Genomic DNA, 13,442 nt, shown 5'->3' on the forward strand with positions numbered 1-13,442 from the left:
TGCGGAGGCTTTGCTCGTTCGGCGCGGCTTGCCGGCTGCGCGCCGCTCGTCGCGCGGCCTGCCGTTCCTCGGCCGCGCGGCCGGACCGCCCTAAGCGCCGCTTACGCCTCGGCCGGAAGGTCGATCGTCACGGTCGTGCCGACGCCTTCCTTGCTCTGGAACTGAATGCCGCCCTGATGGTTTTCGATGATCTTGTAGCTGACCATCAGCCCGAGGCCGGTGCCTTTCTCCTTCGTGGAGTAGAACGGCTCCCCGAGCTTGGCCAGCTTGCTTTCGGGAATGCCAGGCCGTTGTCGCTTAACCGGACGCCGACGCGGCCGTCCGGTCCCGAAGCGGACCGGACGTGGATGCGCCCGCCGTTCGGAGCACGGCTGGGACGCGCGGTTCTACGGCGCCGATCTGCCGCTCGAGTACGCGCTCGCGAGCGCGCTGTCCTGGAAGCCGGACGCGATCGGGCTGTCGGTCTCCGTCGTCTATCATCTGCCGCGGCTGCGCGGCTACGTCGACGCCTTCGGCCGGCTGCCCCGCGAGCCGGCGATTCTGCTCGGCGGGCGGCTGACGGAGCCGTACCTCGCGCACGGCTGGGCGGCGGAGCGCGTCGTGCCGACGCCCGGCTTGCTGGAGCTGAGCGAATGGCTGGCCGCCGATATGGAGCGCGGCGCAAGACGGACAAGCAGGGAGCTGAGCGGACGATGAAGCGCACGGAACTGCCGGTGCCGCACTTCGAGATCGGCGCGGATTACCGGATTCGGAACGCATCCATGGAAGCGGCCGCCGCGTTCCCGCCGGCCGAGGATTGGCGGGAGCTTGTGGACGGCGGGTCGCTGGCCAAGGCGGACCGGTTCGTGACGCCGGCGCATTCGGGCATGCGCGTGGAGCTGAACCTGCGGACGGCGGAGCAGCCGGCGGCGCTGTTCGACGTGTACCAGCGGTGGGACGAGGCGTCCGGCACCGGGCAGCTCGTCTGCATCTGCCGGCAGTCCGGCTTCGACGCCGGCGCCGGCCAGCTGCGCGCGCTCCGCGAACGGCTGGAGCGGGGCGGGACCGACTTCGTTCTCGGCCCCGGGCTTGTCCGCGGCGGGGGTACGGCCGCGCCCGCCTCGCGCTCCGGCGCGCAGGGCGAGGTTCGGACCGCGCTGGAGACGATCCGCGAGCTCGTCGGCGTCGTGAAGCCGGGGCTCGTCGAGCTTCACAAGGCGGAATACGCCGACTTGATTCTCGCCCAGGTCGACGCCGCGCTGGAGGGGCTTGACGGCGAACGAAGGGGCTAGGGAGCCTGGCGAGCTGGGACGAGGCGGGCGCGAATCGCATCGCGGCGCCAACGGAACGAGAACGGGACGGGCAGCGCGTCGGCGCGGCACCGTCCCGTTTTTTCGCGCGCGGCTTGCGGGGCTTGCCGCCGTGCCGCCGCCATCAATAGTAGATGTACACCTTCTGGTTCTTGCCGTCCCACGACACCGTGCCGCCGAGGAAGCTGCCCACGGCGCGGACGCTGACGTAGGCCGACCCGTCGATCAGCGTGAACTGGGCGACCGGCACGCCGTTGACGTACGGCATCCGGGTCGCCGCGTCCCACGTCACGACGGCGCCGAGCGATTCGCCGATCTGCCGCAGCGGCGCGTACACCGTGCCGTTCCGGTTGCGGCCGTAGGCGGCCAGTTTGTCGTTGACGACCACCTTGATCGTATCTTCGTCGTCGTACGGCTTCACCGCGTCGGCGCCGGAATATTTCTGGTAGAACGCTTCTTCCATGACGTCCAGGTCGACGCTGCCGGCGATGCCGCTGACGGAGCCCGTCGACGTGTACTGGAAGACCGCCCATTCGTCCCACGTCGGATTATCCATCGGGTTGTTCACGCCGTAATGGGCGATCCAGAGCGGCCACGCGCCGAGCCTCTTGCCCAGATAAGACTTGGCGAAGCTCGCGCCGGTGTAGATCATCGTATCGTGCCCCGTCAGCCGTTCGACCTCCTGCAGCCACGCGGCGCACCAATCCGTCAACTGCGCCGACGGCACCTTGGACGCGTCGCCCTCGACGTCGAGGACGTGCGGGAAGTCGGCCTTGTAGCCGGAGATCCGCGCGACGAAGAACTGCGCCTCCGCCTCGGCGTCGTTCGTCTCCGGATGGGCGTAATGATAGAACCCGATTTTCAGCCCCGCGGCGGCCGCGTTCGCCGCGTTGGTCGCCATCGCCGGGTCCTTGAAGCCCGTGCCCTCCGTCGCTTTTATGAATGCCCCGGCAACGCCGGCGGCTCGTACCTTGTCCCAGTCCACGATGCCTTGATGATGCGAGACATCGATGACGTTCACGTTGCTTGCGCTTCTCGCTTGCATGCCATCACGGCTCCTTCGCCTCGTATTCTCTCTCTTAATAGATTATGAGGCTGCGAGGAAGGCCGTTCCGGTACAAGCGCCCGAAATCGGGATAATCGGGGCGTTCATCCCCGGTCCGCCGTCCCCGTTCGGGGGGACGGCTGCTCGCGCGTGCCCGGAAAATAAAAAACCCCCAGAGGGGGCATTCGCTTCGCGTCCGGGGCGGCCAAGCCCTCCGTTCGGGGGAGGGCGCCGTGCCGGTCACAGCATCTCGGTATCGATGATGCGCCAGTGGTGCCTCAAGGCGCATTCAAGCTTCGGCTTGTCTTTCAGCCGCAGCAGCTCCAGGATGTTGCGGTGCTCGGCGTTGACCTCGCGAAGAACGGTCGTCAGCCTTTGTTTGTCCGCGCTGGAATAGGATTGGCGGACGAAGCTGTTTTTGAGCGAGGCGATCATGTCGATCAGGACCGGATTGTCCGACTTGCGGATATACAGGGCATGGAATTCGTATTGATTGGCATGATAGCCTTTGAAATTCATCGTTTCGATGTCGCGGTCCATGCGGACGACGAGCGCGTCCAGCGCCGCGAGATCGTTCGCGTCGAGGAAGTCGACCGCCAATACGGCCGCGAGCGCGTCCAGCGTGCCGATAATGCGGGAGTAGTCGTATTTCTCCTTGGCGTCGAAGACCTTGACTGTGAAGCCCCGCCGCGGCAAATAGTCCAGCAGGTTGTCCGACGTGAGCTGAAACAGCGCTTCCCGCGTGGGCGTCCGGCTGATCTCCAATTGCTTGCAAATTTCCGCTTCGTTGATTTTATCGTTCGGAAGCAGCGTGCCGTCTTGAATCTTCTGTGCGATGTAGTCATAGACATGGTCCTTCAGAGACCGATATTTGGGCATCTGCAAGAATCGTTCTCCTTTCGGCCGAGGATGGAAGACTCCCGTTTCGCGAGTGCTGCGACGTTAGGTATAATAGTTAATTTTAACATTGCGCAAGCAGAAGAGACAAGCTGTCTTATACGAGAAAAGACAGGGATCTGACATATTATTAACATTTAAAGTTACATATTTCGCTAAAGAATGATATTTTCGAAGGTTGTCAGCCATATTTTTGAAGTTTTGCATTGAAGGAAGAAAATGCCGATGTTATAATCCATCACATCGGAGACGTGTATTTTGTATACAAATCAACAAATGGTCATTACCAGGAGATTTGTTGACTTGCTAGCGTATCTTATAGGCGGCGGTGCGCAGCGGCCGAGCAGCATGCCGCCGCCGAAACTTCAAACGGTATCGCATCTTGCGTCCTGCGCGCGCTCCGGCGCGCGGCCGCAATTACGAACCGGCGCGAAAGTCCGGCCAAGCCGGATTTCCTGCCGGTCGATAGCGAAGAGCACGACAGCACGGAACGGAGTGATGCTTAGCGGATTGAGGAAGGAAGCCGTTGTTCGGGGGGCTTTCCCGAGCAGACGAGGGAACGGATCACGCCCGTCGCCGCTATCGGGAAGTCGTTATTCGCGATGCCTGTTTGGAAGCTATGAATCTATTATTCATTCATTGTGTTCACGAGGAGGAGAATCTATTGAAAACAAAGATAGCCCGAAGGTTGCTTTCGCTTCTGCTCGTCTTCATGATGGCCGTCGCGGCCGTCGTGCCGGCCGCATACGCGGAAGACGCGTCCGCCGGAGCAGCGACGCCGGTCGTTGAACCGCCGGCAGCGGAACCGCCTGCGACTGAACCGCCGGCAGCGGAACCGCCAGCGACCGAACCGGAAGCCGGCACGCCGGCTGACGAAGGAACTGCGGCGTCCACGCTCGACGCGCCGCTGCTGAGCCTGAAGGAAGGCGATGTCGGCTACGCCGCTTCGCAGTATCTGACTTACCTGGCGACGAACATCGGCACGCGGACCGCGGGAAGCGATCAAGATGCCGCCGCCGGCGACTACATCAAGGACGAATTCGAGAAAATGGGCTTGTCCGTCGAGAAACAGCCGTTCACCTATACCCGGTCCGGCAAAACGGTCTCGACGAATAACATCATTGCGACGGCCAAACCGGGCACGTCCGACAAGACCGTCATCGTCGGCGCGCATTACGACTCCGTCAGCAGCGGCGGCAGCATGGGCGCGGACGACAACGCCTCCGGCGTCGCGGTCATGATGGAAGCCGCATTGACGGTATCCAAGCTGACGACGCCGTACACGATCAAGTTCATCGCGTTCGGCGCGGAGGAAGCGGGTACGCGCGGCTCGCAGTACTACGTCTCCCAAATGACGCCCGAAGACATCAAGAACACGGTTGCCATGATTAACCTGGACAGCCTCGCCGTCGGCGACGACATCAATATTTACGGCAGCGCAGGCAACGAAGGCTTCGTGCGCGACCAGGGCTTGGCAATCGCGCAGCGTCTCGGCATCGACCTGAAGACGAACCCGGGCTTGAATCCGAGCTACCCGGCCGGCACGACCGGCGACTGGAGCGACCACGCGGCGTTCCGGAAGGCCGGCATTCCGTACGGCTATCTGGAAGCGACGAACTGGGCGCTCGGCGACCTGGACGGCTATACGCAGACGGTCAAGGACGGGGAAATCTGGCATACGGGCAAGGACAAGCTCGCGTATATCACGGAGAATTACCCGGGTCGGATCGAAGAGCATCTGACGGCCTTCACCAAGGTGCTGTCGACGCTGCTGCTGGAGCTGAAGGCTCCGGAGCCGCAGGCGCTGACCTTAAGCGACGACAAGGCGTCCATGACGGAGAAGCGTACGATCGACGTCGAGTTCGAGCTGCCGTCGACTTCGACGCTGGACGATCTGCAATGGACGTACGGCGGCAAGCCGCTGACCGAATGGAAGAAATGGAGCACGGCGAGCCCGGCCGGCTACAACGGCGAGCCGTTCATCTACTTGGCGGAGCCGCCGGTGCTCGACGGCACGAGGGTCAAGGCGAAAGTCACGTTCGATTTGATTTACGGCACGAGCGATCTGTCCGGCTCCTTCCGTTCGCGTTATCCGGAGATGATCGGCACGCGCGACCTGGCCGTTACCGGCAAATCGGACAACGTCATCGCTTCCGCCGCAGTCAAGCTGAACCCGTACGATTCCTATCACACGTACGACGAGCTTAAGCCGGCGATCGACGCCATCACGGCGAAAGCGAAGGAAGGCCGTTACATCGAGACGCGCGTCCTCGGCCAATCGGTGCAAGGGCGCAACATCTACTTCACGATTCTGGCGAAGGACAAGGCGTCCGTCGATCAATACGTGAACGAGACGCTCCCTGCGATGATCAACGACCCGGCAGGCTTGCAGGCGAAGATCAAGAACGGCGAGCTGGCGGATTACAAGGTGCCGATCTGGCTGAACAACATCCATCCGGACGAGGCACCGGGCATCGACGCGATTCTGGACGTGTTCGACGCGATGTCGAGCCAAGACGCGGTCACGTACGATACGACCGACGCCGCAGGCAATCCGCAGAAAGTGTCCATCGACGTCGACAAGGCGCTCGACAACGTCATCTTCCTCATGAACTACACGGAGAACCCGGACGGCCGCTATCTGAACACGCGCGCCAATGCCAACAGCTTCGACCTGAATCGCGACAACTCGTACCAAACGCAGCCGGAAACGCAAATCGTCGCGAGCGAAATCACGAAGTGGTCGCCGCTGTCGTTCCTGGATTTCCACGGCTTCGTTAAGCAGTTCCTGATCGAGCCGTGCACGCCGCCGCACGATCCGAACTTCGAATATGACCTGCTCATCGACAACATGGTCGATCAAGCGAATGCGATGGGCCGCGCGGGCGTCGCGAACACGAAGTACGACGTCTTCCATATTCCGTACGAAGAAGCCCGCAAGAAGGCGGAGGACCCGAATTACAAGCCGATCGCCAACGCGACGGGCTGGGACGACGCGTCCCCGGCATACACAGCCGTCTTCGCCATGCATCAGGGCGCGCTCGGCCATACCGTCGAGATCCCGGAACTGAACGAGGATTCGGTAAACGCGCTCTTCTATACCGCCATGGCATCGACCAAATACGTCATGGACCATAAAGATCAATTATTCCTGAATCAACTCGAAGTGTACAAGCGCGGGGTCGAGAACGTGGACAGCCGCACGGTCGACAAGTATCTGATCAACGCGAACAATGAAGTCATCGGCAGACCGCGCCACGGCGCAGATAACTTCTTCCCTGAGTATTACGTGCTGCCGGTCGATCCGTCCGTGCAGGAGAACGAGCTCGAAGCGTACAACATGGTGCGGTACCTGCTCCGGAACAGCGTGAAAATCGAGAAATCGACCGTTCCGGTCACCGTCGGCGAAACGGTCCATCCGGCGGGCAGCTACATCGTCAACATGCACCAAGCCAAGCGCGGCTACGCGAACCTGGTGCTGTACGACGGCATCGACGTCTCCGATTTCAGCGAGATGTACGCCGACATTATCCAAAGCTTCTCCTATATGAGGGGCTTCGACCGGTACATCGTGCGTGAAGCCGGCGCTTTCGCGGGCAAGACGACGCCGGTCACATCGGTAGAGATCCCTACGACCACGCTTGCGGGATCCGCCGTGCATTACGTCATTCGCGGCACGAATAACGACGCGCTGAAGGCGGTCAACGAGCTGGTGAAGGCGGGCAAAGCGGTCACGCTGCTGAGCGAGGGCGGCAATGGCTACGAAAAAGGCGATTTCCTCGTCTCGTACGCCAATCTGAAGACCGTTATGGACAACTACCTGCTGGACGTCGTGCCGTTCGACGAGAGCGGCAGCAAGGAAGGCAAGCTGCTGAAACCGATCAAGGTCGCCGCAACGGGCGTGCCGGCCTTCGTCCTGAAAGGTCTCGGCTTCGACGTCGCGGCCGATCCGGCGGCGAGCGACGTGCTCGTTAACACGGGCAACAGCAATGATTACATCGGCGCGGGCAAACCGTACATCGGCTTCGGCCGGAGCGTAATGAACGCGCTCAAGAGCTCGAATTTGCTGCCGGGCTTCAATTTTACGACGACGGGCAACGCGCACGAGGGCCTGTTCAAGACGAATCTGTCGCAGGACAGCCTGATTACGGCGCCGTATAAGGAAACCGAGTATCTGTACACGGTGTCCGGCTCCTACATCACGGCCGTTCCGGAAGGCGCGAACGTCATCGCGACGGCGAGCACGGACGACGATTTCTATCTCGCCGGCTGGTGGCCGAACCACGACCGCGCGAAAGGCAGCACAATCGCGTTCACGTATAAGACGGACGCGGTCAACGTGACCGTATTCGCCAACGAATTGACGAACCGCGCGCATCCGCAGTTCCAATTCCGCCTGCTGGCGAACGCGATCTATGCGGCCTCGCCGGAGCGCGCTGCCGACGATCCGGCGCCGGACGACGGCAACGGCGAGGTACCGCCGACGACGCCGGGTGACGGCGGCAACGGCGGTGGCAACGGCGGTGGCAACGGCGGCGGTAATGGCGGCGGTACGACCGGACCGGTCGATCCGACCGGACCGAGCAATCCGTCCGAACCGGGTAACCTTCCGCAGTTCGGTGACCTTGGGCCAATCGCCGGCTGGGCACGGGAGGCCATCGAATCCCTGGCAGCCAAAGGCATCGTCAAGGGCGTGGACGACAAAGGGAATTTCGCGCCGCTCAAGCAAGTGACGCGGGCGGAATTCCTGACCATGCTCGTCCGGGCCTTCAACCTGAAGGCGGACGGTCCGACGCTCGTCTTCGGAGACGTGAAGCCGGGCTCCTGGTATTACGACGCGGTGGCGGCAGCCGTCGGCGCGGGCATCGCCCAAGGCGTCGGCAACGGCAAGTTCGACCCGAACCGTCCGATCACGCGCGAAGAAATGGCGGTTATGGCCGCGAATCTGCTGAAGCTCGTCAAGGAGCTTCCTGCCGCGGATCCGGCTCAGCTGTCCAAGTTCAAGGACCAAGGCAGCATCGCTGCCTACGCGAAGGACGCGATCGCGCTGCTGACGGGAGTTGGCGTCATCACCGGCACGTCGCCGGATGCGTTCTCTCCGAAGGGCGTCGCGAATCGCGCCCAAGCGGCGGTCATCATTAGCCGCATGCTGGAGCTTGCTTAACTCGCCCGCGAGACATAGCGGTATCATAAAAAAAGGAACTGCCGATGCGTCGGCGGTTCCTTTTTCTTATGGCGGATGCCGGGAGAGGTCCCGGGTGCGTGCACGAACGATAGTCAATGCCGACGCCGGTCCGTTCCCGGACGCTCAGGACTTGCTCAGGCGTTCGAGCTTCTGCTGAAGGGCATCGATTTGCCGCTGCATGTCGGCCATCTTCGCCTGCTGCTCGTTCTTCTCCTGCTCGGCCTGCCGTTCGTCCGCGGCGGTCTCCTCGATCGCGATAATGGCCGCGAGAGTTCCGAGGAAGTCGCCGAGGGTTGCGAAGGCGCCGCCGATGACGGCGAGCTTGTCGGAGAGCTTCTCCGACTCGGCGATCTGGTTGTTGCCGGCGGCGCTTGCGGCCGCGTTTGCATTCCGTTTCTTCATTCGGCAAGCCTCCTTCCCGGCCAGCAAGCGAGCGTGCGGCAGTAATGCGGGAACGGCCCCGCCGGCGAGGCGGACGGAACGGTACCCGAGTTCAACAGGGCTACCTTAAATTATGCGCTCGCCGGGCGTCCGGTGTATGGGCGGCGGGGGAGCGGGAAGGAAAGGAAGGAAAGGAAGGAAAGGAAAGGAAAGGAAAGCAGAGCGGATCGGCGGGAAGGGAAAATCGCGGCGGCGGCGGGAACGGGAGGACAACAAAAGGGACCCGGCGGACGGGCGATATGCCTTCCGCCGGGTCCTGTTCCGCCGGGCACGGCGTTCCGATCGGAGGCTACCCCCGCAGGAACAGCGCGCCGATGACGAGCGACCCGACGATGCCCCAGACCGCGCTCAGGTTCAGGTAGTACACGGAGACGAAAAAAGCCGCCGCGAGCAGAAACGGGATGAACGTAATGAAGCCGGGCGATGTCTTCATCGCGTACTTGGCGAAGTCGTAGGCAAGCATCGCCATCATGACGAAGATGACGGGCTGAATGCCGCGGATCATGCCTTTAATGTAAGGATTGTTCTGCAGCTTCGACATGACGCCGACGAGCACGATCATGAGCAGCGCGGTCGGCAGGACGACGGCGGCCAGCGCGACGCAGGCGCCTGCCCAGCCGGCGACCTTGAAGCCGATATACGCGGCCAGCTTGGTCGCGATCGGTCCGGGCAGCGAGTTGCCGAACGCGAGCGCGTGCCCGAAGTCCTCCGTCGTCATCCACGACATCCGGCTCACGACCTCGTTCTCGTACAGCGGAATGATCGAAGGCCCGCCTCCGTAGCCGAGCATCGTCGCGCGTCCGAACGAAATAAACAGTTTCCATAATTCAGTCCACATGGGCTCTCCGTCCTCTCGTATCCTTCATCTATCTTCTCTGGTTACGGCTTGCGGCTTCTTCCGGCCTGCGGCATCCTGACCGCCTTAGAGCTTCATGCCCATGCGGCTCTTGTAGCGCTTCAGCAGCAGCTGGCTGTCGACGCTGACGATGCCCGGCATGGCGTACACTTTCTCGACGAGAAACCGTTCCATCTCCCGGATCGATGCGAAGATCCCGTGCATGTGCAGCTTGCTCGGCCCGCTCATATGATAGAGGCTGGTCACTTCCGGCTCTTCCGCGAGCTTGACGGAGACGTCCTCCAGAAATTGCGGCTCGACCTCGACGTTGAAGAAGGCCGAGATGTCGATGCCGATCCGGGCCGGGTTGATGACGGCCGTGAACCGTTCGATGACGCCTTCGTCCATGAGCGCGGCGATGCGCGTCTGCACCGCGACGCGGGACAGGCCGACGAGCTTGCCGAGCTCCGTATAGGAGATGCGCGCGTTCTCGTGCAGCGACGTCAGGATTTTGCGGTCGGTTTCGTCCAGGTCGACGGCGGGCAGCGCGAAATCTTGCGGCGGTTTGGCGGTCACGTCTCCACTCCTTGCTGTCATTTTGAAATCATCGTAGCATATTGGTTTGCGTTACGAAAGAGGATATGTGAATTTGTTTTCGTTATGTCAGCGAAAGCAATTGGCGCATTCTCAAATGGACGGCCCGTTGGTATAATACTTTCACATGCGCATACGAACAATCTGAGCCGAAGGAGCTGCGTACAACGTGTTGAAAGCCGCTTTGATCCGGTGGGCGGTGCCGGAGGATTGGGACAAGCTCGGCGAGCTGCAGGCGAGAAGCTATCACGACGCTTACCGGAAGCTGCTGCCGAACGATTTCCTGAACCGCGTGACCGCGGAAAGCCGGCAGTCCGAGTGCCGCGAGCGGCTCCGGGAGCCCGAGCATACCGGCATGCTGCTGATCGGCCACCGGGCCGTCGGCTATATCAGCCTGCGCTTTCCGACGGATGCGCGGCAGTCGGACGGGGAAGTGACCGCCCTCTATCTGCTGCGGGAATATTGGGGGCGCGGGCTCGGGCAGCGGCTGATGGCCTGGGGCCTCGAGCGGCTTCGGGAGAAGGGCTGCGCGCTGGCCGGCCTGTGGGTGCTCGAACGCAACGAAGGCGCGAGACGCTTCTACGAACGGCAGGGCTTCCGGGCCGACGGGGCGCGCCGCGTCGTCACCCGGGGCGAGGAATTCGTGCAGCTGCGCTACGAGAGGATGATCGCCGAATGAGAAGACGAAACACGATCCTCGCGGTCGCGTTGATCGCGGTCGCGGTGCTTTATTTTGCGTACGACCAGTCCGGGAGCTACTTCAGCGCGCGGAGCGCCTTCGCGCATTCCGCGTCCTATGCCGGCCAGAGCGTCGCTTACGAGCGCGCGCTCGGCAGCGACAAGATCGCCATTTTGACGAACGGCAGCCAAAGCAAGGCGCAGATCGTGCACCGCAAGTGGGGGCTGCTGTACGAGCCGGGCACGTCGGTCGAGATGGCGGCGCTGCAGGGACGCGAGTCGGTCAGGTACGCCTGGTTCTCGGCCGGCGCGGGCGAGGCGGACGGCAAGATCGCCGTCGTCTTCGCGGCGGAATCCTTCGATCCGGCGGTCAAGACCGTCATCGTCAGCAACGATACGCTGGCCGATCCCGCCGGCGCCGCGGACGTGAAGCAAGCGTCCACGGTCTATGTCGAGCTGGAGGTCGGAGAGAAGTACGCCATCGCGACGAAGGAGCTGGGCGGGCAGGACGTCGGCAGCTTCGTCGTGCGCGCGGCGGACGCGAACGGGAAGATTCTGACGGGGGCTTAAGAGGCACCTGCACGGCATCGGTCGGTCGGCTCTATGCTTTCGCGCCGGCCGGCACCATGCCGAATATCATGGATGGATGAAAGGAGAGGAGCGGATCGCCATGAAGGATCGCAAGCCGGTCATTTATTTATTGTCCGGACCGCCGGGCGCGGGCAAATCGACGACGTCGCGAGCGATCGCGGAGCGGCTCGAACGCAGCGCGCTGATCGACGGCGACGACGTGTACCATATGGTCGCCGGGGGCAACCGCGCGCCGTGGGAAAGTCCGTTCCACGTCGGCTTGATGTGGCGGAACATCGGCGCGCTGGCCCGGAATTTCGCGGAAACCGGCCATGACGTCGTCGTCAATTACGTCGCGTTCCGCGAGGATATCGCGCTGTTCCGCGCGGCGCTCGGCGAGACGGCCGGCCTCGCGGCGCTGAAGTTCGCGCTGCTGGTCGCCGAGGAAGGCGAGCTGCGCCGGAGGGACGCGGAGCGGCCGCCCGAGCTGCGCATGGGCGAACGGTGCGGCGTCGTGCTGCGCGAGCTGCTCGCCGACCATGCCGGCACCGCGCACGCGCTCGATACGACGACGCTGACGCTGGGCCAAGCGGTCGAGGCGATTTTGCGCGAGGACCGCTTCGTCGTCGAGTGACGCCGACCGGCCGTCCGGCGGGACGGCCCCCGGCAAGGCGCGGCCGGTCGCCTTTACAGTCGCCTTTACAAGGCAACGCTTCAATGCCCGGGGGGCGATTGCGTTGCGATTCAAGATAGCGTTAACGGCCTGATTCGACATGATAGGAGAGCCTAGAGGAGGGATCGCGAGCATGAACGGACCAGACAACCCGGGAACGATCATTTCGTTCCGGGGCGTCACGAAGCAATACGAGGGCGACGAAGCCGTCCTCAAGAACGTCAGCTTCGACATGGAGCGCGGCAAGTTTTACACGCTGCTGGGCCCGTCGGGCTGCGGCAAGACGACGATCCTGCGGCTGATCGCGGGCTTCACGGAGCCGACGCGGGGGGACATTTATTTTCACGGCAAGGTGATCAACCACGTGCCCGCCAACAAGCGGCAGGTGAATACGGTATTCCAGGATTACGCGCTGTTCCCGCATCTGAACGTGTTCGAGAACGTAGCCTTCGGCCTGCGCATCAAGAGGCTCAAGCAGGCGGAAATCAAGGAGAAGGTGCTGGAAGCGCTGCGCTTCGTCAACCTGGCCGGCTATGAGAACCGCGAGATTCACGAGATGTCCGGCGGGCAGCGGCAGCGCGTCGCCATCGCCCGGGCCATCGTCAACCGGCCGGAAATCATCCTGCTCGACGAGCCGCTGTCGGCGCTCGACCTGAAGCTCCGGACCGAAATGCAGGTCGAGCTGCGCGAGCTGCAGCGCCGCCTCGGCATCACGTTCATCTTCGTCACGCACGATCAGGAGGAAGCGCTCGCGATGTCGGACGAGATCTTCGTCCTGAACAACGGCATCATCCAGCAGAGCGGCACGCCGACGGACATCTACGACGAGCCGATCAACCGGTTCGTGGCCGACTTCATCGGGGAATCCAACATCGTGGCCGGCCGGATGACGAAGGACTTCCTCGTGGAGTTCGCGGGCAAATCGTTCGCCTGCGTGGACCAAGGGCTGCAGCCGAACGAACCGGTCGACATCGTCATCCGCCCGGAGGACCTGGAGATCACGCGTCCCGGCGAAGGCAAGCTGGAGGTGCGCGTCGAGACGCGGCTGTTCCGCGGCGTGCACTACGAAATCCAATGCGCCGACGGCGCGGGCAACCGCTGGCTCGTGCACTCCACCCGCAAGGCGGAGGTCGGCGAGGCGATCGGCCTGACGTTCGACCCTAAGGCGATCCACGTCATGCGCTTTAACGAGACGGAAGAGGAATTCGACAAGCGGCTGGAGGCGTACTCGTGAG

General features: G+C 62.8%; 11 protein-coding genes and 1 pseudogene. 6 read left to right on the plus strand and 6 right to left on the minus strand.

Annotated elements, in window-relative coordinates; translation table 11 throughout:
* Positions 1-101: 101 nt before the first annotated feature.
* Positions 102-364: pseudogene (locus BMZ79_RS22180) on the minus strand (ATP-binding protein); the annotation flags it as partial.
* 328 nt (positions 365-692) lie between these two features.
* On the opposite strand from BMZ79_RS22180, the gene BMZ79_RS22190 reads away from it, so the two are divergent.
* Positions 693-1,271: a hypothetical protein gene (locus BMZ79_RS22190; protein ID WP_090643990.1), complete on the plus strand. Its 579-nt coding sequence runs from the start codon at positions 693-695 to the stop codon at positions 1,269-1,271.
* Positions 1,272-1,413: 142 nt separating this feature from the next.
* Here the strand turns inward: BMZ79_RS22190 and BMZ79_RS22195 are convergent, their stop codons facing one another.
* Together BMZ79_RS22195 and BMZ79_RS22200 are read right to left on the minus strand one after the other, a co-directional pair.
* On the minus strand, positions 1,414-2,334 hold the full coding sequence (locus BMZ79_RS22195; RefSeq protein ID WP_090643993.1) for a GH25 family lysozyme: 921 nt from the start codon (positions 2,332-2,334) through the stop codon (positions 1,414-1,416).
* A gap of 240 nt (positions 2,335-2,574) precedes the next feature.
* Positions 2,575-3,213: a GntR family transcriptional regulator gene (locus BMZ79_RS22200; RefSeq protein ID WP_256253042.1), complete on the minus strand. Its 639-nt coding sequence runs from the start codon at positions 3,211-3,213 to the stop codon at positions 2,575-2,577.
* Positions 3,214-3,895: 682 nt separating this feature from the next.
* Between BMZ79_RS22200 and BMZ79_RS22205 the strand changes: the two genes are divergently transcribed.
* Positions 3,896-8,395: a M20/M25/M40 family metallo-hydrolase gene (locus tag BMZ79_RS22205; protein ID WP_143089037.1), complete on the plus strand. Its 4,500-nt coding sequence runs from the start codon at positions 3,896-3,898 to the stop codon at positions 8,393-8,395.
* A gap of 144 nt (positions 8,396-8,539) precedes the next feature.
* On the opposite strand, the gene BMZ79_RS22210 is transcribed toward BMZ79_RS22205, so the two are convergent.
* The 3 genes from BMZ79_RS22210 to BMZ79_RS22220 all read right to left on the minus strand — a co-directional run bounded on the left by BMZ79_RS22210 (position 8,540) and on the right by BMZ79_RS22220 (position 10,268).
* Positions 8,540-8,818 (minus strand): hypothetical protein, encoded by a 279-nt coding sequence (locus BMZ79_RS22210; protein ID WP_090644000.1) that lies wholly within the window; start codon positions 8,816-8,818, stop codon positions 8,540-8,542.
* Positions 8,819-9,146: 328 nt separating this feature from the next.
* Complete coding sequence (locus BMZ79_RS22215) at positions 9,147-9,695, minus strand: chromate transporter (protein ID WP_090644003.1); 549 nt, start codon at positions 9,693-9,695, stop codon at positions 9,147-9,149.
* A gap of 84 nt (positions 9,696-9,779) precedes the next feature.
* Complete coding sequence (locus BMZ79_RS22220) at positions 9,780-10,268, minus strand: chromate efflux transcriptional regulator ChrS (protein ID WP_256252982.1); 489 nt, start codon at positions 10,266-10,268, stop codon at positions 9,780-9,782.
* A 187-nt stretch (positions 10,269-10,455) separates the two neighbouring features.
* Here BMZ79_RS22220 and BMZ79_RS22225 point away from each other — a divergent pair, with 187 nt between their 5' ends.
* The 4 genes from BMZ79_RS22225 (at position 10,456) to BMZ79_RS22240 (ending at position 13,441) form a co-directional block, all read left to right on the plus strand.
* On the plus strand, positions 10,456-10,965 hold the full coding sequence (locus BMZ79_RS22225) for a GNAT family N-acetyltransferase (protein ID WP_090644008.1): 510 nt from the start codon (positions 10,456-10,458) through the stop codon (positions 10,963-10,965).
* Entirely contained in the window at positions 10,962-11,534 is a 573-nt protein-coding gene (locus BMZ79_RS22230) for a hypothetical protein (RefSeq protein WP_090644011.1), read from the plus strand. The genes BMZ79_RS22225 and BMZ79_RS22230 overlap by 4 nt, the downstream gene beginning before the upstream one ends.
* Before the next feature lie 100 nt (positions 11,535-11,634).
* Positions 11,635-12,168 carry a zeta toxin family protein gene (locus BMZ79_RS22235; protein WP_177222271.1) on the plus strand — a complete coding sequence of 178 codons (534 nt, stop codon included), beginning with the start codon at positions 11,635-11,637 and terminating at the stop codon, positions 12,166-12,168.
* A 172-nt stretch (positions 12,169-12,340) separates the two neighbouring features.
* Positions 12,341-13,441, plus strand: a complete 1,101-nt coding sequence (locus BMZ79_RS22240; protein ID WP_090644016.1) for an ABC transporter ATP-binding protein — start codon at positions 12,341-12,343, stop codon at positions 13,439-13,441.
* Position 13,442 lies beyond the last annotated feature (1 nt).

This window comes from Paenibacillus sp. UNC496MF (genome assembly GCF_900113915.1).
Classification (GTDB): Bacteria; Bacillota; Bacilli; order Paenibacillales; family Paenibacillaceae; genus Paenibacillus_Z; species Paenibacillus_Z artemisiicola.

Coding starts and splice junctions, on each gene's coding strand:
- BMZ79_RS22200 (WP_256253042.1), bottom strand. CDS start 3,213: ATGCCCAAATATCGGTCTCTGAAGGACCATGTCTATGACTACATCGCA.
- BMZ79_RS22240 (WP_090644016.1), top strand. CDS start 12,341: ATGAACGGACCAGACAACCCGGGAACGATCATTTCGTTCCGGGGCGTC.
- BMZ79_RS22235 (WP_177222271.1), top strand. CDS start 11,635: ATGAAGGATCGCAAGCCGGTCATTTATTTATTGTCCGGACCGCCGGGC.
- BMZ79_RS22215 (WP_090644003.1), bottom strand. CDS start 9,695: ATGTGGACTGAATTATGGAAACTGTTTATTTCGTTCGGACGCGCGACG.
- BMZ79_RS22190 (WP_090643990.1), top strand. CDS start 693: ATGAAGCGCACGGAACTGCCGGTGCCGCACTTCGAGATCGGCGCGGAT.
- BMZ79_RS22230 (WP_090644011.1), top strand. CDS start 10,962: ATGAGAAGACGAAACACGATCCTCGCGGTCGCGTTGATCGCGGTCGCG.
- BMZ79_RS22195 (WP_090643993.1), bottom strand. CDS start 2,334: ATGCAAGCGAGAAGCGCAAGCAACGTGAACGTCATCGATGTCTCGCAT.
- BMZ79_RS22210 (WP_090644000.1), bottom strand. CDS start 8,818: ATGAAGAAACGGAATGCAAACGCGGCCGCAAGCGCCGCCGGCAACAAC.